The sequence below is a fragment of the Burkholderiales bacterium genome, from assembly GCA_036262035.1.
Taxonomy (GTDB): domain Bacteria; phylum Pseudomonadota; class Gammaproteobacteria; order Burkholderiales; family SG8-41; genus JAQGMV01.
The window spans coordinates 457,344-476,910 of the sequence record DATAJS010000010.1 but is presented as its reverse complement, the minus strand read 5'-3'; the positions used below and the strand labels follow the sequence as shown (position 1 = coordinate 476,910).

General features: G+C 68.3%; 18 protein-coding genes and 1 other RNA gene. 1 reads left to right on the top strand and 18 read right to left on the bottom strand.

The window, feature by feature from the left end; translation table 11 throughout:
- Window position 1: 1 nt before the first annotated feature.
- The 16 genes from ftsA to rnpB all read right to left on the bottom strand — a co-directional run bounded on the left by ftsA (window position 2) and on the right by rnpB (window position 17,134).
- Entirely contained in the window at window positions 2–1,240 is a 1,239-nt protein-coding gene (gene ftsA / locus VHP37_10260) for a cell division protein FtsA (GenBank protein ID HEX2826717.1), read from the bottom strand.
- Window positions 1,237–2,064, bottom strand: a complete 828-nt coding sequence (locus tag VHP37_10255; GenBank protein ID HEX2826716.1) for a cell division protein FtsQ/DivIB — start codon at window positions 2,062–2,064, stop codon at window positions 1,237–1,239. Before VHP37_10255 ends, ftsA begins: the two co-directional genes overlap by 4 nt.
- A complete protein-coding gene (locus VHP37_10250; GenBank protein ID HEX2826715.1) occupies window positions 2,054–2,968 on the bottom strand; it encodes a D-alanine--D-alanine ligase in 915 nt (304 codons plus the stop codon). The genes VHP37_10255 and VHP37_10250 overlap by 11 nt, the downstream gene beginning before the upstream one ends.
- A complete protein-coding gene (murB, locus tag VHP37_10245; protein ID HEX2826714.1) occupies window positions 2,965–3,921 on the bottom strand; it encodes a UDP-N-acetylmuramate dehydrogenase in 957 nt (318 codons plus the stop codon). Before murB ends, VHP37_10250 begins: the two co-directional genes overlap by 4 nt.
- A gap of 4 nt (window positions 3,922–3,925) precedes the next feature.
- Window positions 3,926–5,326, bottom strand: coding sequence for a UDP-N-acetylmuramate--L-alanine ligase (gene murC, locus VHP37_10240; protein HEX2826713.1), 1,401 nt, complete (start codon window positions 5,324–5,326; stop codon window positions 3,926–3,928).
- Between the two features lie 28 nt (window positions 5,327–5,354).
- Window positions 5,355–6,422, bottom strand: coding sequence for an undecaprenyldiphospho-muramoylpentapeptide beta-N-acetylglucosaminyltransferase (murG, locus tag VHP37_10235; protein HEX2826712.1), 1,068 nt, complete (start codon window positions 6,420–6,422; stop codon window positions 5,355–5,357).
- Window positions 6,419–7,597: a putative lipid II flippase FtsW gene (ftsW, locus tag VHP37_10230; protein HEX2826711.1), complete on the bottom strand. Its 1,179-nt coding sequence runs from the start codon at window positions 7,595–7,597 to the stop codon at window positions 6,419–6,421. The genes murG and ftsW overlap by 4 nt, the downstream gene beginning before the upstream one ends.
- Entirely contained in the window at window positions 7,594–8,988 is a 1,395-nt protein-coding gene (gene murD / locus VHP37_10225; GenBank protein ID HEX2826710.1) for a UDP-N-acetylmuramoyl-L-alanine--D-glutamate ligase, read from the bottom strand. Before murD ends, ftsW begins: the two co-directional genes overlap by 4 nt.
- Window positions 8,985–10,070 (bottom strand): phospho-N-acetylmuramoyl-pentapeptide-transferase, encoded by a 1,086-nt coding sequence (gene mraY, locus VHP37_10220; GenBank protein HEX2826709.1) that lies wholly within the window; start codon window positions 10,068–10,070, stop codon window positions 8,985–8,987. The genes murD and mraY overlap by 4 nt, the downstream gene beginning before the upstream one ends.
- On the bottom strand, window positions 10,061–11,437 hold the full coding sequence (gene murF / locus VHP37_10215) for a UDP-N-acetylmuramoyl-tripeptide--D-alanyl-D-alanine ligase (GenBank protein HEX2826708.1): 1,377 nt from the start codon (window positions 11,435–11,437) through the stop codon (window positions 10,061–10,063). The genes mraY and murF overlap by 10 nt, the downstream gene beginning before the upstream one ends.
- Entirely contained in the window at window positions 11,437–12,909 is a 1,473-nt protein-coding gene (locus VHP37_10210; GenBank protein ID HEX2826707.1) for a UDP-N-acetylmuramoyl-L-alanyl-D-glutamate--2,6-diaminopimelate ligase, read from the bottom strand. Before VHP37_10210 ends, murF begins: the two co-directional genes overlap by 1 nt.
- Window positions 12,906–14,630 (bottom strand): penicillin-binding protein 2, encoded by a 1,725-nt coding sequence (locus VHP37_10205; GenBank protein HEX2826706.1) that lies wholly within the window; start codon window positions 14,628–14,630, stop codon window positions 12,906–12,908. Before VHP37_10205 ends, VHP37_10210 begins: the two co-directional genes overlap by 4 nt.
- Entirely contained in the window at window positions 14,627–14,923 is a 297-nt protein-coding gene (ftsL, locus tag VHP37_10200) for a cell division protein FtsL (GenBank protein ID HEX2826705.1), read from the bottom strand. Before ftsL ends, VHP37_10205 begins: the two co-directional genes overlap by 4 nt.
- Window positions 14,924–14,925: 2 nt before the next feature.
- The gene (rsmH, locus tag VHP37_10195) at window positions 14,926–15,861 is read right to left on the bottom strand and encodes a 16S rRNA (cytosine(1402)-N(4))-methyltransferase RsmH (GenBank protein ID HEX2826704.1); all 936 of its coding nucleotides are present in this window, start codon (window positions 15,859–15,861) and stop codon (window positions 14,926–14,928) included.
- Complete coding sequence (gene mraZ / locus VHP37_10190) at window positions 15,858–16,304, bottom strand: division/cell wall cluster transcriptional repressor MraZ (GenBank protein HEX2826703.1); 447 nt, start codon at window positions 16,302–16,304, stop codon at window positions 15,858–15,860. The genes rsmH and mraZ overlap by 4 nt, the downstream gene beginning before the upstream one ends.
- Window positions 16,305–16,698: 394 nt before the next feature.
- Window positions 16,699–17,134, bottom strand: an RNA gene (gene rnpB, locus VHP37_10185) — RNase P RNA component class A.
- 107 nt (window positions 17,135–17,241) lie between these two features.
- On the opposite strand from rnpB, the gene VHP37_10180 reads away from it, so the two are divergent.
- A complete protein-coding gene (locus VHP37_10180) occupies window positions 17,242–17,760 on the top strand; it encodes a DUF1269 domain-containing protein (protein ID HEX2826702.1) in 519 nt (172 codons plus the stop codon).
- A gap of 90 nt (window positions 17,761–17,850) precedes the next feature.
- Here VHP37_10180 and VHP37_10175 read toward each other — a convergent pair whose 3' ends face one another.
- Window positions 17,851–18,474, bottom strand: a complete 624-nt coding sequence (locus VHP37_10175; protein HEX2826701.1) for a gamma-glutamylcyclotransferase — start codon at window positions 18,472–18,474, stop codon at window positions 17,851–17,853.
- 32 nt (window positions 18,475–18,506) lie between these two features.
- A complete protein-coding gene (pyrC, locus tag VHP37_10170) occupies window positions 18,507–19,535 on the bottom strand; it encodes a dihydroorotase (protein HEX2826700.1) in 1,029 nt (342 codons plus the stop codon).
- Between the last annotated feature and the right edge of the window lie 32 nt (window positions 19,536–19,567).

The window sequence follows — 19,567 nt, the reverse complement described above, 5'->3', positions numbered from 1 at the left end:
GTTAGAAGTTGCCGGTAAACCATGCCTTCATCCTGTCGATGAGCTGCTGGAACGAGCTGATGTGCATGTGCGCGAGCTCGCGCTGGCGGTGCTGCTCCTTGCCCGCGACGAGCAGCCCCACTGCGGTCGAGTAGCGCGGGTGCTTGACCACTTCGGCGAGCGCGCCGTTGTAATGCGGGACGCCGACGCGCACCGGCATGTGGAAGATCTCTTCCCCCAGCTCGACCATGCCCTGCATGAGGCTGGAGCCGCCGGTGATCACGATCCCCGACGACAGCAGCTCCTCGTAACCGCTCCGGCGCAGCTCCGCCTGCACCAGCGAATAGAGCTCCTCGACGCGCGGCTCGATCACCTCGGCCAGCGTCTTCCTCGACAGCTCGCGCGAGCCGCGGTCGCCGATGCCGGGCACTTCGATCATCTGCTGCGGGTCGGCGAGCTGCGACAGCGCGCAGCCGTAGGCCTGCTTCAGGTCTTCGGCGTCCTTGGTCGGCGTGCGCAGCGCCATCGCGATGTCGTTGGTGATCTGGTCGCCGGCGATCGGGATCACCGCGGTGTGGCGGATCGCGCCGTGGGTGAAGATCGCGAGGTCGGTCGTGCCGCCGCCGATGTCGACGAGCGCCACGCCGAGGTCTTTCTCGTCCTCGGAGACCACCGCCATCGCCGAGGCGAGCGGCTGGAGGATGAGATCGCTCACTTCCAGCCCGCAGCGGCGCACGCACTTGATGATGTTCTGCGCGGCCGACACCGCGCCGGTGACGATGTGGACTTTCACCTCCAGCCGCACGCCGGACATGCCGATCGGCTCGCGCACGTCCTCCTGGCCGTCGATGATGAATTCCTGGTTGAGGATGTGCAGGATCTGCTGGTCGTTCGGGATCTGCACCGCCTTGGCGGTCTCGATGACGCGGTCGATGTCGGCCTGGCCGACCTCCTTGTCCTTGATCGCGACCATGCCCTGCGAGTTGAAGCTCTTGATGTGGCTGCCGGCGATCCCGGTGTAGACGTCCTTGATCTTGCAGTCGGCCATCAGCTCGGCTTCCTCGAGCGCGCGCTGGATCGCCTGCACCGTGGTCTCGATGTTGACCACGACGCCTTTCTTCAGGCCTTTGGCCGGGCAGTTGCCCATGCCGACGATCTCGAAACCCCCTTCGGGCGTGATCTCGGCGACGATGCACGCGATCTTCGACGTGCCGATGTCGAGGCCGACGACCAGTTTCTTGTTGTCCTTGCTTCTGCTCATGAATAAAGGTACGCCGTCCTTCGCTTCGCTTCGGCCGCTAACGGCCCCCCTATGCGCCTTTCGGCGCTACGTACTTTCTTTTGTTTCACCGCAGGTTTCGGCTTGGCTCCCGGTTCGGGCTCCCCCTTGAGCCCGGGTATGCGCACCGCGAAGCCGTTCGGATAGCGCAGATCGACGTAATCGACGCGGCGCTTCAACACGCCGACGGTGCGTTCGTGCACCTGGATATAGCGCGCGAGACGCGCCTCGACGTCTTCGCGTCCGAGCTCGAGCGTCGGACCGTTCTCGAGCTTCACCTGCCACGCGCGCCGCGGTGTCACCTGCACCATGACCGGTTTCGCATCGATGCTCGCCAGTACTCGTCTGAAGAAATCGTATTGAATCGCGATTTCCTTCGAAGTACCAGAGGGTCCGATGAAAATCGGCAGCTTTCCGTCGTAAGCGGCGTCGAAAACTTCGCCGTGCGTGTTCACCAGCGCCGAATTGCCCCAGCGCGCGAGCGGCACGTGCTCGGCGATCGACACCTCGAGCTTCGCGGGCCAGCGCCGGCGCAGCGTGACTTCGCGCACCCACGGCAGCTTCACGAACGCGACGCGCAGGCGCGGCAGGTTGAGCGTGAAGAAGGTGCCCTGCAGCTCGTTCTTCACGATCGTCTCGACCTGCGCGCGCGTGACGTGGGCGGTGTCGCCGACCATCTCGAGCTCGCGCAGCGCGAAGGCCGGCAGGTGCACGACGTACCAGCCGGCGCCGAACAGCGCGAGCAGCACCGCGGTCGCCACCAGCGCGTTCGCGATGCGGTTGAGGAGGTCGGGCCTATCCCACATGCGCCGAGTCCAGGATCGCGAGGCACAGATCGTCGAACGAGAGGCCGCGTGCCTTGGCCGCCATCGGCACCAGGCTGTGATCGGTCATGCCCGGGATCGTGTTGATCTCGAGCAGGTAGGCCTTGCCGGCGCCGTCGACCATGACGTCGACGCGGCCCCAGCCCTTGCAGCCCACCAGGCGGAAGGCGCGCAGGACCTCGGCCTGGATGGCGCGCTCCTGCTCGGCCGGCAGCCCCGACGGACAGATGTAGCGCGTGTCGTTCGCGAAATACTTCGCTTCGTAGTCGTAGAAGACGCGGGGGGTCTCGAGCTTGATCAGCGGCAGCGGCTCGTCGTTGAGGATCGCAGCGGTGACCTCGAAGCCGTCGACGAAGCGCTCGGCGATGATCGTGTCGTCGTACTGCGCCGCGACCTCGTAGGCGGCCTCCAGCTTCTCGACCGTCTGCACCTTGCTCATGCCGATGCTCGAGCCTTCGCGCGCGGGCTTGACCATGAGCGGCAGCCCGATACGCTGCGCCACCGCGGCAAAATCGCTGTCGCGGGTGAGCATCTCGTACGGCGGCGTCGACACTCCGGCCGCCTGCCACAGCAGCTTGGTGCGCCATTTGTCCATGGCGAGCGCGCTCGCCATCACACCGCTGCCGGTATACGGCAGGCCCAGGTACTCGAGCGCGCCCTGCACCGTGCCGTCCTCGCCGAACCGGCCGTGCAGCGCGATGAACACGCGGTCGAAGCGCTGCGCGATGAGCTGTTCCAGCCCCTGGTCGCGGGGATCGAACGCGTGCGCGTCGACCCCTTTGCGCTTGAGCGCGTCGAGCACCATGCCGCCGCTCCTGAGCGAGACTTCGCGTTCGGCCGAACGGCCGCCGAGGAGCACCGCCACCTTTCCGTATTTCGCGCTCATGCCGCCTCACCGACTATCCGGACTTCGCGTTCCAGCTCGATCCCGAACTTGGTCTTCACGCTCGATTGCGCGAGCTCGATCAGCGCCTCGATGTCCGCCGCGCGCGCACCGCCCTTGTTGACGATGAAGTTGGCGTGCTTTTCGCTGATCACCGCCCCGCCGATGGCGCGGCCTTTGAGACCGCAGTCTTCGATGAGCTTCGCGGCGTAGCTGCCCGGCGGATTGCGGAACACCGATCCCGCGTTCGGCTCGCCCAGCGGCTGCGTCGCGATGCGGCGCGAGAGCAGCTCTTTGACTTTCCGCCTCGACTCGTCCCCGTCGCCGCGCGGCAGCGCGATCACCGCCGAGACGAACCACTCGTCGACCCCGGCGCGGCGCTTGATCGCGTCGGGCGCCGCCACGCTCGCGATCTGGCTGCACCGGCGCACGACCGTGCGATAGCCGATGCGGTACTGCGCCCGCGTGCGCTCGTGCAGCTCGCCCGAGCGGTCGATCGTCACCACGCGGCGCACCACGTTCCAGGTCTCCCCGCCGTAACAGCCGGCGTTCATCGCGAGCGCGCCGCCGATCGTCCCCGGTATGCCCGCGAGGAACTCGGCGCCGACCAGTCCGTGCAGTGCGGCGAAGCGCGCGACCTTCGGGCTCGCGACGCCGGCGTCGGCGCGGATCTCGCCTTCGGTTTCGTTCAAATCGGCCAGCTCGATCTCGCGAAACGCCCAGTGCGTGAAGACGACCGTGCCGCGCAGCCCGCCGTCGCGCACCAGGAGGTTGCTGCCGAGCCCGACGAAGTACACCGGCTCCGCGGCGGGGAGCGAGCGCAGGAACGCGGCGAGATCGTCGAGATCGGCGGGCCGGTACGCGCGGTCGACGCTGCCGCCGGCGCGCCAGCTCACGTGGCGGGCCATCGCCTCGTCACGTTTGAGCTCGCCTCGCAGCGGGCTGGTCTGGATCAACGCTTCACTCCGCATTCGCCAGCAATCCCGGAACACCGCCTATGGAACCCGCGCCCATGGTCAGCACCACGTCGCCGTCGCGCGCGATCGCGCGTATCGCGTCGGGCACTTCTCCCACCGTCTCCACGAAGATCGGCTCGACCTTGCCGAGCACGCGCACCGCGCGCGCGAGCGCCCGGCCGTCCGCCGCGACGATCGGCGCCTCGCCGGCCGGATAGACCTCGGCGAGCACGAGCGCGTCGACGGTCGACAGCACTTTGGCGAAATCGTCGAAGCAGTCGCGCGTGCGCGTATAGCGATGCGGCTGGAACGCGAGCACCAGCCGCCGGCCGGGGAACGCGCCGCGCGCGGCGGCGAGCGTCGCGGCCATCTCGACCGGGTGATGGCCGTAGTCGTCGACGACGGTGAACGTGCCGCCGCCTTCGGCCGCGACCTCGCCGTAACGCTGGAAGCGCCGGCCGACGCCTTTGAAGCCGGCGAGCGCCGCGGCGATCCGGTCCGGCGCCACACCGAGCTCGAGGCCGGCGGCGATCGCCGCGAGCGCGTTCAGCACGTTGTGCACGCCCGGCACATTGAGCGTCACGTCGAGCGTGAGCTCCGGCTGGCCGGCTTTCGCCGCGACGACCGCCTTGAACGCCATCTGTCCGCCGTTCGGCGTGACCTCGATCGCGCGCACCTGGGCTTCGGGCGACAGGCCGTAGGTGACGAGGGTTTTCGCCACGCGCGGCAGGATCTCGCGGACGCCCGGATCGTCGATGCACAGCACCGCGACGCCGTAGAACGGAAGACGCTGCAGAAAATCGACGAACGCCTGCCGCAGCTTGTCGATCGAATGGTCGTACGTCGCCATGTGGTCGGCGTCGATGTTGGTGACGACCGACAGGCACGGCTGGAGAAAGAGGAAGGACGCATCCGACTCGTCGGCTTCGACGACGATGAAATCGCCTTTGCCGACGCGCGCGTTCGAGCCGAAGGCTTCGACGCGGCCGCCGATCACGAAGGTCGGATCGAGCCCGCCTTCGGCGAGCACCGCGGCGGTGAGGCTCGTCGTCGTGGTCTTGCCGTGCGTGCCCGCGATCGCGACGCCCTGCTTCAGGCGCATCAGCTCCGCGAGCATCTGGGCGCGCGGAACGACCGGCACGAGCCTGGCGCGCGCGGCCTGCACTTCGGGATTGTCTTCGGCGACCGCGCTCGAGATCACCACGGCATCCGCCGTGCCGATGTTCTCGGCGGCGTGGCCTTTGAACACCGTCGCGCCGAGGCTTTGCAGGCGACGCGTGACCGCGTTCTCGGCGAGATCCGAGCCGCTCACCTTGTAGTCCTGGTTCAGCAGCACTTCGGCGATGCCGCTCATGCCGATGCCGCCGATCCCGACGAAGTGCACGTGTTTGACTTTGTGCTTCATACGAACCGCACTTGTTCGTTGTCGTAACTCATGCCGCGAGCCTCATGCACGCTTCGGCGACGTCGCGCGTCGCGTCGGGCTTGCCGGCGGCGCGCGCCGCGCTCGCCATCGCGACGAGCTTCTCGCGGTTGAACGAGCGCAGCAGCCCGGCGAGACGCTCGGGCGTGAGCTCGCCCTGCGGGACGAGCACCGCGCCGCCGCGCTCGGCGAGGAAGCGCGCGTTGTGCGTCTGGTGGTCGTCGACCGCATACGGAAAAGGGACGAGGATCGCCGGCACGCCCGCCGCGGCGAGCTCGGCGATCGTCGAGGCGCCCGCCCGGCAGATCATGAGATCGACCGCCGCGTACGTCGCCGCCATGTCGTCGATGAACGGGATGATCGTCGCCGGGACGCCGACTTTCGCGTAAGCCGCGCGGACCGCTTCGAGATGCGCCGCGCCGGCCTGGTGGATCACTTCCGGCATCTCGCCTTCCGACAGCAGGGACAACGCCGCCGGCACCGTGTCGTTCAACGCTTTCGCGCCCTGGCTGCCGCCGAGCACCAGCACGCGGAGCGGTCCGGTGCGGCCGGCGTAGCGCGCGGCCGGCGCCGCGATCGCCGCGATGTCGGCGCGCACCGGGTTGCCGGTCCACTCCGCCTTGCGCTTGCCGAACGCGCCCGGGAAGCCCGCGAGGACCTTGTCGGCAACGCCGGCGAGCACGCGGTTCGTCAGCCCCGCGATCGAGTTCTGCTCGTGGATGACGAGCGGCCGCTTGAAGAAGCTCGCCATCATCCCGCCCGGAAAAGCGACGTAACCGCCCATGCCGAGCACGACGTCGGGACGGTGCGCGAAGATCGCCCGCGCGCTCTGGAAGAAAGCGACGAGGAGGTTGAGCGGCAGCATGACCATCGGCACGAGGCCGCTGCGGCGCACGCCCGAGAAGCGGATCCACGCCATCTCATAGCCTTGTGGAGGGACGAGGCGCGCTTCCATGCCGGCCTTGGACCCGAGCCACACCACTTTCCAGCCCGCGGCCTGTGCGTGCTCCGCGACCGAGAGCGCGGGGAAGATGTGGCCGCCGGTGCCGCCCGCCATGATCATGAGGGTGCGGTTCATACCGTGAGCCCCCGCGCCAACTGGCGATTCTCCCAGTCGACCCGCAACAGGATGGCGAGCGCCACGCACGTCGCCGCGAGCGCGCTGCCGCCGAACGACAGCAGCGGCAGCGTCAGGCCCTTGGTGGGGAGTATCCCCATGTTCACACCCATGTTGATGATCACCTGCACGCCGATCCACAGGCCGATCGCCTGGGCGACGAGCGAGGAGAAATAGCGCTCGAGCATGCTGGCGCGGCGCCCGATGGCGAACGCGCGCATGACGATCCAGCCGAAGAGGAGCGCGATCACCGCGACACCGGCGAAGCCCAGCTCTTCGGCGATCACCGCGAGCAGGAAGTCGGTGTGGGCTTCGGGCAGGTAGAACAGCTTCTCGACGCTGCCGCCGAGGCCGACCCCGAGCCATTCGCCGCGTCCGAACGCGATGAGCGCGTGCGAGAGCTGGTAGCCCTTGCCGTACGGGTCGGCCCACGGATCCATGAAGCCGACGATGCGCTGCATGCGATAGGGCGAGCTCCAGATGAGCAGCAGGAAGCCGATCACCAGCAGCACGAACAACCCGGCGAAGAGCTTCCAGTTCATGCCGCCGAGGAAGAGCACGCCCATCGCGATGACGCAGATCACCGCGAAAGCGCCGAAATCGGGCTCGCGCAAGAGCAGCCCGCCGGTGAGCAGCATGACCACGAACATCGGGAGGAAGCCGCGCTTGAGCGAATGCATGAACGCGGCTTTGCGCACCGTGTAATCGGCCGCGTACAGGACGACGAAGACTTTCACGATCTCCGAAGGCTGGAGGTTCGCGATCCCCAGCGAGATCCAGCGCCGGCTGCCGTTCACCTCGCGGCCGATGCCCGGGATCAGCACCAGTATCAGCAGCACGAGCCCGGCGACGAAGAGCATCGGCGCGACCTGCTGCCACAGCCGCAGCGGCACCTGGAACGCCGCCACCGCGAGCACGAGGCTGATCGCGACGAAGAACGCGTGCCGCACGAGGTAGTACGTCGGGTTGTGGCCGGTCGAGCGGCCGCCTTCGGCGATCGCGATCGACGCCGAATACACCATCACCAGGCCGAGCGCGAGGAGCAGGATGGTGCACCACACGAGCGCGCGATCGTATTCCGGCTGCGCGGCGCGCTTCTTGGTCTCGCGGTAGTACATCGACTTCGCTTCGCTCACGGCTTCGCCCTTTCCCGCGCCGCGAGCGCCTGCACCAGCTCGACGAACACCTGGCCGCGGTGCACGTAGCTCCTGAACATGTCGTAGCTCGCGCACGCCGGGGAGAGCAGCACCGCGTCACCGGGCTGCGCCGCGCCGTAAGCCCGATCGACCGCCTGCTCGAACGTGTCGGCGCGAATCAGCGGCGCCTGGCCGCCTTTGAGCTCGGCCTCGATGCGGGGACCGTCGCGGCCGATCAGCACGACCGCTCGCGCTTTATCCGCGACCGCGGGCGCGAGCGGCGAGAAATCCTGGCCTTTGCCGTCGCCGCCGGCGATCAGCACGACGGGCGTGGTCATGCCCTTGAGCGCCGCGACGGTCGCGCCGACGTTGGTGCCCTTGGAATCGTCGTAGAACGTGACGCCGCGGATCTGCGCGACTTTCTCCAGGCGGTGAGGAAGACCTTGGTACGTACGCAGCCCCGGCGCCATGCGCGAAGGATCGATACCGACCGCGCTGCCGAGCGCGAGCGCGGCGAGGGCGTTCACCGCGTTGTGCAGACCGGCGACCGGAAGCTCGTCGATGCCCAGCAGGACACGCTCGCCGTGACGCAGCGCGTCACCGGCGATGCCCCATTCGCGGTCGCCGTGCGGCGCGTCCGCGCCGAAGGTGACGACCTCGCGGCCGGGGCGTGCCATCGCCAGGGTGCGCGCATCTTCGCGGTTCAGGACCTGGACGCCGCCGCCCTGAAAGATGCGCGCTTTCGCCGCGGCGTAATCGTCCATGCCGTCGTAGCGATCGAGATGGTCTTCGGTCACGTTGAGGACGGTCGCCGCGTCGGGATCCAGCGTCGCGGTGGTTTCGAGCTGGAAGCTCGAGAGCTCCAGCACGAAGACCCCCGGCAGCGCCGCGCCCGCTTCGATGTCCGCGATCGCATCCAGCACCGGCAGGCCGATGTTGCCGGCGACGACCGTCGCCAGCCCCGCCGCGCGACAGGCCGAACCGCCCATCGCGGTGACCGTGCTCTTGCCGTTGGAGCCGGTGATCGCGATGACTTTGGGCCTCGCCGCGCCGCGATCGGACGTCACGCGCGCGAGCGCGGACGCGAAGAGCTCGACGTCGCCGATCATCGCCACCCCGCGCGCTTTCGCTTCGGCGATCGGCTTCTCACGCGGGTCGATGCCGGGGCTGATCGCGATCGCGTCGATGCCTTCGAACAGCGCGCGATCGAAACCGCCGGCCGCGATGGACACGTCCGGCAGCTCCGCGCGCACCGCCTTCGCGTGCGGCGGCTCGGCGCGGCTGTCCGCCACGGCCACGCGCGCGCCGCGGCGCGCCAGCCAGCGCGTCATCGACAGTCCCGTATCACCGAGTCCGAGCACGAGCACCTTCGCGTTGTTCCAGTCGGTCACCGCAGCTTCAACGTCGACAGCCCGATCAGCACCAGCATCATCGAGATGATCCAGAACCGCACCACCACCTGGTTCTCTTTCCAGCCCTTGAGCTCGTAGTGGTGATGCAGGGGGGCCATGCGGAAGATGCGTTTGCCGGTGAGCTTGAACGAGGCGACCTGCAGCATCACCGACAGCGTCTCGACGACGAACACCCCGCCCATGATGAACAGCACGATCTCCTGCCGCACGATCACCGCCATCGTGCCGAGCGCCGCGCCGAGCGCGAGCGCGCCGACGTCGCCCATGAAGACTTCGGCGGGATAGGCGTTGAACCAGAGGAACGCGAGGCCCGCCCCTGCGAGCGCGCCGCTGATCACGACGAGCTCGCCCGCGCCGGGGATGTACGGAAAGCCGAGATATTTCGAGAACACCGCGTGACCCGCGACGTAGGCGAACACGCCGAGCGCGCTGCCGACCATCACCGTCGGCATGATCGCCAGCCCGTCGAGACCGTCGGTCAGGTTGACCGCGTTGCTGGTCCCGACGATCACGCAGTAAGTCATGCCGATGAAGCCGATCGTCCCGAGCGGATAGGCGAGCTGCTTGAAGAACGGCACGATGAACTCGGTCTGCGCCGGCAGGTTGGTCGAGTACGCGAGGAAGAACGCCGCGCCGAGGCCGAACACCGACTGCCAGAAGAACTTCGCTTTCGCCGAAAGCCCCTTGGGATTGCGATGCACGACCTTGCGATAGTCGTCGACCCAGCCGACCGCGCCGAACGCGACGGTCACGACCAGCACGACCCACACCAGGCGGTTGGTGAGGTCCGCCCAGAGCATCGAGGTGACGATGACCGACACGAGGATGAGCGCGCCGCCCATGGTCGGCGTCCCGGCCTTGGTGAGGTGGGTCTGCGGGCCGTCGTCGCGCACCGCCTGGCCGATCTTGTACGCGGTGAGCTTGCGGATCATCGCCGGGCCGACGACGAACGACAGCACCAGCGCCGTCAGGCACGCGAGCACCGCGCGCAGCGTGATGTAGTTGAAGACGTTGAACGCGCGGATGTCTTTCGCGAGCAACTGGGCGAGCTCTAAGAGCATGCGGGGCCTCCCGTGGCGTCGGCCGCGATCGAGTCGACGACGCGCTCCATCTTCATGAACCTCGAACCCTTCACCAGTACCGTCACGTCTTTCCCCAGCGCCGCGCGCACGTCGGCGACGAGCTCTTCTATTTTTGTGAAATGCCGCGCCCCGCCGCCGAACGCAGCCGCGGTCAGCGCCGCGTGCTCGCCGAGCGCGAGCAGTCGATCGACGCCGGCCCTGCGCGCGTAGGCGCCGAGCTCTTCGTGCAGCCGCGGCGCATCCGCGCCGAGCTCGCCCATGTCGCCGAGCACGAGGATGCGCGTGCCCGCCACCTGCCCGAGCACGTCGATCGCCGCGCGCGCCGACTCGGGATTGGCGTTGTACGTGTCGTCGATCACCACCGCGCCGTTCGCCGCGGCCTTGCGCTGGAGCCGCCCCTTGATGCCGCGGTAGCGCGCGAGACCTCGGGCGATCGTGGACACCGGAATGTCGAGGGCGACCGCCGCGGCCGCGGCCGCGAGCGCATTGCGCACGTTGTGCACGCCCGGCGCCTCGACGGTCGTCGTCGCTACGCCGGCGGGCGTCTTCAGCACGATCTCGCTGTCGAGGTCGCGCAGTGTGTAAGTCCCGGTGACCGCTGCGCCCTGCAGGCCGAACTCGATCGTTCGCCGCGAGCCGGCGAGCCCGCGCCACAGCGGCGCGTAGCGATCGTCGGCGTTGATCACCGCGACCGCGTCGGCCGGCGCGGCTTCGAAGATCTCGCCCTTGGCGCGCGCGATCGCCTCTTCGCTGCCGAGATATTCGATGTGCGCACGGCCGGCGTTGGTGACGAGCACGACGTCGGGCGCGGCGAGCTTCGCCAGATAGTCGATTTCGCCTGCGTGATTCATGCCGGTCTCGATCACCGCGTAGCGCTGCCCCGCCTTCATCTCGAGCAGCATGAGCGGCACGCCGATGTCGTTGTTGAGATTGCCGCGCGTCGCGAGCACGGCGTCCCCGGATCCGGCCGCTACACGCAGGATCGCCGCGATCATCTCCTTCACCGTCGTCTTGCCGCTGCTGCCGGTGAGCGCGATCACCGGAAAATCGAAGCGGCTGCGCCAGTGCGCGGCGAGGCGGCCGAGGGCGAGACGCGTATCGTCGACGACGAGCACCGGCAGCGCGTGCTGCACGTCGACCGCGCTCTGCGCGTCGACCATCGCCGCAACGGCGCCGGCTTCGCCCGCCTTCGCCACGAACGCGTGCCCGTCGAAGCACTCGCCGCGCAGCGCGACGAAGAGGTCGCCGTCCTGAAGCGTGCGGGTGTCGGTCGAGACGCGCGCGAAGGTCACGTCGGCGCCGTGCACGCGCCCACCGATCGCGGCGGCGGCCTGGGAGAGCGTCATCACCCGCGCGCCCTCGAAAGCGCGGCGCGAACGACCGCGGCGTCGCTGTACGGATGGCGCACCCCGGCAATCTCCTGGTACTGCTCGTGACCTTTGCCCGCGACGAGCACGACGTCGCCGGCCTGCGCGCGCTTCACCGCGGTCTCGATGGCGGTCGTGCGGTCTTCGATGGCTTCGACCGGTCCGTTCACGCCCGCGAGGATGTCGGCGATGATCGCCTCGGGCTTTTCGCTGCGCGGATTGTCGCTCGTGACGACGGTCTCGTCGGCGAGCGTGGTCGCGATGCGCCCCATCTGCGGCCGTTTGCCGCGGTCGCGGTCGCCGCCGCAGCCGAAGACGCAGACGAGGCTGCCGCCGGTGCGCGAAGAACGGAGCAGATCGCGCAGCGTGCTCAGCACGTTCTCGAGCGCGTCGGGCGTGTGCGCGTAATCGACCACCACCAGCGGCTTGCGCCCGCCGCCGTAGCGCTCGGTGCGGCCGGCCACGGGCGTGACGCTGCGCAAGGCCGCGACCGATGCGTCGAGCGGGTGGTCGCTCGCCAGCAGCACCGCCAGCGTGCCGAGGAGGTTCGCCGCGTTGAAGCGGCCGATGACCCTGCTCTCGACGCGGCTCCTGCCCCACGGCGACGCCACGTCGAACGCGACGCCGTCCGCGCGCAGCGCCAGATTGCTGCCGACCACGCGCGGGACACGCCGCCCGCGCAAGGCCGGCGGCGTTGCGCGGTTGAAGCCGTAGCCGATCGTGTTCACCTTGCGGCGGCGGGTGGTCTCGACGAGGGATACGCCGAACGCATCGTCGAGGTTGAGCACTGCAGTTTGAAGGCCCGGCGCGCGGAAGAGCCGCGCTTTCGCGTTGCGGTAATTGCGCATCGTTCCGTGATAGTCGAGGTGGTCGCGCGTGAGATTGGTCAGCAGCGCGACGTCGAACTCCACCCCCGCGACGCGATCCTGCACCAGGCCGTGCGAAGACACTTCCATCGCGACCGCACGCGCTCGCTGCGCGACGAAATCGCGTAGACGTCCCTGCAGCCACACCGCGTCCGGCGTGGTGTTCGCGATCGGCTCGAGCCTGCCCGGCCAGCCGCTGCCGAGCGTGCCCACGACGCCGCAGCGCCTGCCGAGCCTGGTCAGCGACTGCGCGACCCAGTGGCTGCACGACGTCTTGCCGTTGGTGCCGGTGATCCCGACCATCCACAGCCTGCCGCTGGGGCGGCCGTAGACGTCGGCGGCGATCTCGCCGGCGTGGCGCTTCAGATCGTCGACGGCGAGGTTCTTCACCTTCCACGCGGGGCGCCAGCGGAAATCGCGGCGCTCCCACAGCACCGACGCGGCGCCGCGCTCGATCGCCTGCGGGATGAACCGCCGCCCGTCGAGCGTCTCGCCCGGATACGCGACGAACGTGTCGCCGGGCTGGACCTGACGGCTGTCGGTGACGAGCCGCTTCATGTCCAGCGCTTCGACGCCCGAGCTCACACTTCCTCCTTCACTTCTTCGGAAGGCGGCGGGAGCACCACGTTGTTCACCGGCGCGTCGGGCGGGATCTGTAAAAGACGCAGCGTGCCGGTCATGATGCGGTTGAAGACCGGGCCCGCGACGCTGCCGCCGTAGTACACCCCGGCCGACGGCTCGTCGATCATCACCGCGACGATGAGCCGCGGGTTGGAGGCGGGCGCGAGCCCGACGAACGACGACACGTACTTGTTCGCGTACGAACGGCCGATCAGCTTGTGCGCGGTGCCGGTCTTGCCGCCGACGCGATAGCCGGCGATCTGCGCTTTCGGCGCGGTCCCGCCGGGCTGCACCGCGAGCTCGAGCATCGAGCGCACCGCGCGCGCGGTCTCGGGCTTGAGCACGCGCGTGCGCTCGGGCGGCGCTTCGCGCTTCACCAGCGTGATCGGAACGATCTCGCCGTCGTTGGCGAAGACGGTGTAGGCGCGCGCGAGCTGGAGCAGCGACACCGAGATGCCGTGGCCGTACGACATCGTCGCCTGCTCGATCGGCTTCCACGTCGAGTACGCGCGCAGCTTGCCCGATGCGGCGCCGGGAAACACGGTGTGCGGAGGCGTGCCGAACCCGACATTCTTGAACAGCGTCCACATGAATTCCGGCGACAGCGCCAGCGCCATCTTCGCCGCACCGACGTTCGACGATTTCTGAATGACCTGCGAGACCGTGAGCGCGCCCTGCGGGTGCGCGTCGTGGATCGTGCGGTTGCCGATCGTCAGATAGCCGGGCGCGGTCTGGATGATCGTCTCGGGCCTGACGTTCCCCGCTTCGAGCGCGGCCGCGGCGGTGAAAGGCTTCAGCGTCGAGCCCGGCTCGTAGAGATCGGTCACCGCGCGGTTGCGCGTGCGGCTCGGGTCGACCTTGCTGCGATTGTTGGGGTTGTACGTCGGCAGGTTCGCCATGGCGAGGATCTCGCCGGTCTGCGTGTCGAGCACCACGACCGCGCCGGCTTTCGCCTTGTTGTCGACGACCGCCTGCTTGAGCTCGCGAAACGCGAGGTATTGCACGCGCGCGTCGATCGACAGCACGAGCTTCTGGCCGTTCTGCGGCTCGCGGATGCTGTCCATGTCCTCGACGATGTGGCCGCGGCGGTCCTTGATCACGCGGCGGCTGCCCGGCTTGCCGGTGAGCGCGTCGTTGAACGCGAGCTCGAGGGCTTCCTGGCCTTTGTCGTCGATGTCGGTGAAGCCGATGAGGTGCGCCATCACCTCGCCCGCCGGGTAGTAGCGGCGGTACTCGCGCTGGAGGAAGACGCCGGGGATGCCGAGCTCGACGATCTTCGATGCTTCCTCGGGCGGGAGCTGGCGCTTGAGATAGACGAAGTCCTTCCGCGTGTCGACGAGCTTCTTGGTGAGCTCGCGCGGCTCCATGTCGAGCAGCTTCGCGAGGCGCGCGAGCTGCGAGGCCGACGCGTCCATGTCCGACGGGCTCGCCGCGACCGACTCGACCGGCGTGGAGATCGCGAGCGCCTCGTTGTTGCGGTCGACGATCATGCCTCGCGTCGCGACCAGCGAGAGCTGCCGCGAATACCGCGACTCGCCTTTCGCCTGCAGGAAGTCGTTGTGCAGCCCCTGCAGGTAGATCGCGCGCGCGGCGAGCGCGAGGAACCACCCGACGATGACGATCAGGAGCAGGCGCGAGCGCCACGGCGCGAACTTGAGCGCGAGGTGCGGCGACGACACTCTCACTTCGCGGCCTCCGCCTGCGCCACGTTGCCCGCCATCGTCCCGATCACCTGCACGCGCGAAGGCGGCGGCATGCGCATGTTGAGGTTGCGCGCCGCGATCTTCTCGATGCGCGAGTGGGTCGACCACGTGCTCTGCTCGAGCTGGAGCTGCCCCCATTCGATGTCGAGCTGCTTGGCGAGCTCCTGCTCTTTCTGCAGCTCGACGTAGAGCTTGCGCGCCTGATGCTGCGAGGTGACGAGCATCAGCGCGCAGCCGACGAGGATGCCGAGCAGGATGAGGTTGAGCTTGGTCATGCCTATGCGGCGCGAGTGCGCTCCGCGACGCGCATGATCGCGCTGCGCGCACGCGGGTTCGCGGCGACCTCGGCCTCGGCGGGCCGCCGCGCTCTACCGACGAGCTTGAGGCGAGGCTCCGGCAGGTCGCGCGCACGCACCGCGAGCCGCGGCGGCAGCTTGTCCGCCGTCGACTGGTCGCGAAACATGCGCTTGACGATGCGGTCCTCGAGCGAATGGAAGCTGATCACCACCAGCCGCCCGCCCGCCTCGAGCAGGTCGACGCATTGCGGCAGCGCTAGCGATAGCTCCTCAAGCTCCCGATTGACGTGAATCCGTAGAGCTTGAAACGTGCGCGTCGCCGGGTCCTGCCGTGGCTCGCGCGTGGGTACGGCCTCTGCCACGAGCGCGGCAAGCTGCCGTGTGGTGCCGAGCGGCCCTCGCGCTCGAGCCGCAACAATCGCTGCTGCAATCTGTTTAGCAAACCGTTCTTCGCCATAGTCTCTGATGACCTCCCGGATTTCGGATTCGCTCGCGGTTGCGAGCCACTCCCCCGCCGTTGTTCCTGTTGTGGTGTCCATGCGCATGTCGAGCGGCGCGTCGTGGCGAAACGAGAATCCGCGACGCGCTTCGTCGAGCTGCGGCGAAGAGATCCCCACGTCGAGCAGGATGCCGTTCACGCGCGAGAGGCCGAGCGCCGCGAGCAGCTCCGCGACGCGGCCGAAAGCGCCGTGCAGGATCGTGAAGCGCGGATCGGCGATCGCCGCCGCGGCGCTCACCGCTTCGGGATCGCGGTCGAGCGCGACCAGTCGGCCGTCCGCGCCGAGCCTGGCGAGAATCGCGCGGCTGTGTCCGCCGCGGCCGAACGTACAGTCGACGTAAGTGCCGTCGGGACGCACTGCGAGCGCGTCGACAGCCTCCTCGAGCAGCACGGGGGCATGAAACCCGGCTTCGCTCACAGGGAGAACCCGTCGAGCTGCGGCGGCAGGCTGTCGGCCGTGAGCGGTTTCGCCTTGGCGATCGTCGCCTCCCACGTTTCCTTCGCCCACAGCTCGAATTTCTTGCCCTGCCCCACCAGGACCACCGCTTTGTCGAGCCCGGCGTGCTCGCGCAGCGCGGGGGAGATCAGCACCCGTCCGGCGCCGTCCATGTCGACGTCGACGGCGAAACCGATGAGCAGGCGCTGCAGCTCGCGAACTCGGGGGTCGAGGTTGGACGCGCCTTCGAGCTTCTGCTGGATGAGCTCCCAGTCGGGGAGCGGGTAGACGAGAAGGCAGCGGTCGGCGTCGGCGGTGATGACGAGGTGCCCCGCGCAGCGCTCGAGCAGGGCGTCGCGGTGCCGCGCCGGCACGGCCAGCCTGCCCTTAACGTCCAGATTTAATTGCGAAATGCCGCGGAACACGAGCTCCCTCACTCGTGGGGCCCGGCGGCGCCTCCCTCAAATCTGGAAAACGCGCTTTCTCCCACTTTCTACCACTTCGTCCCACTATATTGAAAGTACAAGGGAGGGTCAAGCGTTTTCGTACACTTTTCTGGTTTGGCGACAAACACTTACCGGCGAATCCTGCGTCAGTTTTTCAGAAGTGAACGGGCGCACAATCTTTGGGTTGGTACCGCAATAGGCTGTACTGCGTACTTAAAGTAGAACCTCAAGTACGGGACAGGTGGGAGATTTGCGTAGCGCAGGCGCCCACGCCTGCGGACACTTCCGAGTACGGCCCCGGCAGGCGAGGCGCCTGCGCTACGGCCGGAGTGGGAGAAGGCGGAGTCCGTAAGTAACGGATTCGCCAGGGAAAGAACGAAGCCGGCCGATAAGCCGGGTTCTGTCGTGGACAGCCATTCCTCTGGGCCCCGGATTGCTCCGGAGGCTCGAGCCACCTACCCGCGAGCTCGGCGGGACGCGTCATCGCTCGCCTATTTGGTGTTGCTCCCGGTGGAGGTTGCCGCGTTTCACCCCCGCGCCGTCCGCTTGCGCGGAACGACACGGGACTCGTCTCTGTGGCCCTATTCCTCGTCTTCGGCGGCCGGCTCTCTCCGCGCGCGCGGGCGCGTCACCGCACCCGCTTACGCTTCGAGACTTTGCCGCCTTGCGGCGGCAAAGTCCGGCCTACCTCGACGGACGGGTGTTACCCGCCACCGTACCCTGTGGAGCCCGGACTTTCCTCCACGTGCGGAGCGATGTTTGCAACACACCGGTTAAGACCCGCACGCAGCGGCTGCCTGGCCGGCTTCGTCGCTTTATTTTACAGCGTGGCCTGCGAATGGTTCCCGACTCGTCTTGTCGGGATTAGAGTGGTGCTTACGGGGCCGGCACTTTCCCCGGCCCGAAGGAGGGATTCATGCTGATGAGGCGGAGGCTCTACTTCGTACTACCGGACGTCGATTGCGCGCGGCAAATGCTGAACGACCTGTTGCTGGCGCGCATCGAGTGCAGGCACATCCACTTCCTGTCCCGGCGCGGCTCGCTGCCCGACGATCTGCCGCAGGCGAACGTGCTCCAGAAGACCGACATCGTGCACGGCGCCCAGATGGGCATCGGCATCGGCGGCATCGTCGGCGCCGTCGCGGGCGGTTTGCTGGTTTTCTTCCCGCCCGAAGGCGCGACGCTCGCGCTGATGACCGTGCTGGCGGTGGCGCTCGGCGGCGCGGCGTTCGGCGCGTGGGTGTCGAGCATGGTCGCGAGCTCTGTCCCGAACTCCCGGCTCAAGGCGTTCGAGCGCGACATGGAGGCGGGCAAGGTCCTGATGATGGTCGACGTGCCGATGCGCAAGCAGCAGGAGATCTACGACATGATCGTGCGCCGGCATCCGGAAGCAGCCGCGGGCGGTTTCGAGCCGACGATTCCCGCTTTCCCGTAGCGCCGCTAGCGGGCGCTGCGCTTCCGCGCCGAAGAACGCCCCGGAGGGAAACCTACGGTTTCCCTCCGGGGCCTCCTTTCCCTTGGCTCGCTAGCGCTCGCACCCCCGCTCGGGAGTGTGAGTGCGCGGTTTCTGCAGCGCCTGCACCGCGCGCGCAAGCGCATACAGCCGGCGCTCGCGTATGCCCGCCGCATCGAGGTGACGCAGGGTGTTGAAGAGATAATCGGCGTTCGGTCCGCGCGCGCCGCTGCAGTCGGCGATCGTGCGGGCCATCTCGTCGACTTCCAGTCTCCCCATATACCCGTCCTGACCGCGGTCCGCGACGAAGGTGAGCGCGCTCGCTCTTGCGCCGCCCAGATCGATGGAGACGACGCGCGGGCTGTACACGCGGCCCGGCATCTCCCGCTCCCACAGCGCGTGCAGCACCGGTTCCACGTTGGCATCGGGCACGAGGAACGCGATGCCCCGGCACGACCCGCCGCGATCGAGACCCAGCACGAGCCCCGGCCGCTCGGGCGTTCCGCGATAGCGCGTCGACGTGACGCAGAACGCGCGGTGATAACCCCGGAGCAGCGCCGGCTGAGAGCGCACGTAATCGAATCCGGGATCCCACATGAGCGAGCCGTAGCCGAAGACCCACAGGTCGCCCGACGGGAGCTTCGGGCAGCACTCGTGCTCGACTTCTCGAAAGCCCTCCTCGCCGCGGGTATCCATGGAAGGGCTAACGCCGCGGACTCACGAATCGCTTACACGATCCGCCAGCCGACGCGCTCTCCCGCCCTGAACGGCACGAGCGCATCATCGCCGAACGGCACCTCGTCGGGCACCGGCGTGTCCGCTTTTTCGAGCGTGATGCGCGTCTCGTTCACGGGCAGCCCGTAGAACTCCGCGCCGTAACGGCTCGCGAAGCTCTCGAGCTTGTCGAGCGCGCCCGCGGCTTCGAACGCCTCGGCGTAGAGCTCGATGCCGGCGTGCGCGGTATAGATGCCGGCGCAGCCGCAGGTCGTCTCCTTGGTGTGCCGCGCGTGGGGCGCGCTGTCGGTGCCGAGGAAGAACTTGCGATCGCCGCTCACCGCGACTTCCAGCAAGGCCTCGCGGTGGATCTCGCGCTTGATCACCGGCAGGCAATAGTGATGCGGCCGCACGCCGCCGACGAACAAGGCATTGCGATTGAGCAGCAGGTGGTGCGCGGTGATCGTCGCGCCGATGTTCGCCGGCGCCGCGCGCACGAACGCCGCCGCCTCGCGCGTGGTGATGTGCTCGACGACGATACGCAACTTCGGGAAGCGCGCCGCGAGCGGCTCGAGGATGCGCTCCAGAAAAACGCGCTCGCGGTCGAAGATGTCGACCGCGGGATCGGTGACTTCGCCGTGCACCAGCAGCGGCATGCGGTGCTCGGCCATCGCCTCGAACACGCCGTGGCAGCGCCCGAGATCGGTGACGCCCGAGTCCGAGTTCGTCGTCGCCCCCGCCGGGTAATACTTCACCGCGTGGACCGCGCCGCTCGCGCGCGCCCTGCCGATCTCCTCCGGCCGGGTGTTGTCGGTGAGATACAGCGTCATCAGCGGCGTGAAGCGCGAGCCCTGGGGCAGCGCCGCCACGATGCGGTCGCGATACGCGAGCGCCATTTCGGTCGTGGTCACGGGCGGGCGCAGGTTGGGCATGACGATCGCGCGCCCGAAGCGCGCCGCGGTGTGCGGCAGCACCGCGCTCATGTGCGCGCCGTCGCGCAGGTGCAGGTGCCAGTCGTCGGGAAGGATGAGGGTGAGCTTCATCGTGAAACGTGAAATGTGAACCGAACGCCGGG

Coding starts and splice junctions, on each gene's coding strand:
- ftsA (HEX2826717.1), bottom strand. CDS start 1,240: ATGAGCAGAAGCAAGGACAACAAGAAACTGGTCGTCGGCCTCGACATC.
- VHP37_10255 (HEX2826716.1), bottom strand. CDS start 2,064: ATGTGGGATAGGCCCGACCTCCTCAACCGCATCGCGAACGCGCTGGTG.
- VHP37_10250 (HEX2826715.1), bottom strand. CDS start 2,968: ATGAGCGCGAAATACGGAAAGGTGGCGGTGCTCCTCGGCGGCCGTTCG.
- murC (HEX2826713.1), bottom strand. CDS start 5,326: ATGAAGCACAAAGTCAAACACGTGCACTTCGTCGGGATCGGCGGCATC.
- murG (HEX2826712.1), bottom strand. CDS start 6,422: ATGAACCGCACCCTCATGATCATGGCGGGCGGCACCGGCGGCCACATC.
- mraY (HEX2826709.1), bottom strand. CDS start 10,070: ATGCTCTTAGAGCTCGCCCAGTTGCTCGCGAAAGACATCCGCGCGTTC.
- murF (HEX2826708.1), bottom strand. CDS start 11,437: ATGACGCTCTCCCAGGCCGCCGCCGCGATCGGTGGGCGCGTGCACGGC.
- ftsL (HEX2826705.1), bottom strand. CDS start 14,923: ATGACCAAGCTCAACCTCATCCTGCTCGGCATCCTCGTCGGCTGCGCG.
- VHP37_10180 (HEX2826702.1), top strand. CDS start 17,242: ATGCTGATGAGGCGGAGGCTCTACTTCGTACTACCGGACGTCGATTGC.
- VHP37_10175 (HEX2826701.1), bottom strand. CDS start 18,474: ATGGATACCCGCGGCGAGGAGGGCTTTCGAGAAGTCGAGCACGAGTGC.
- pyrC (HEX2826700.1), bottom strand. CDS start 19,535: ATGAAGCTCACCCTCATCCTTCCCGACGACTGGCACCTGCACCTGCGC.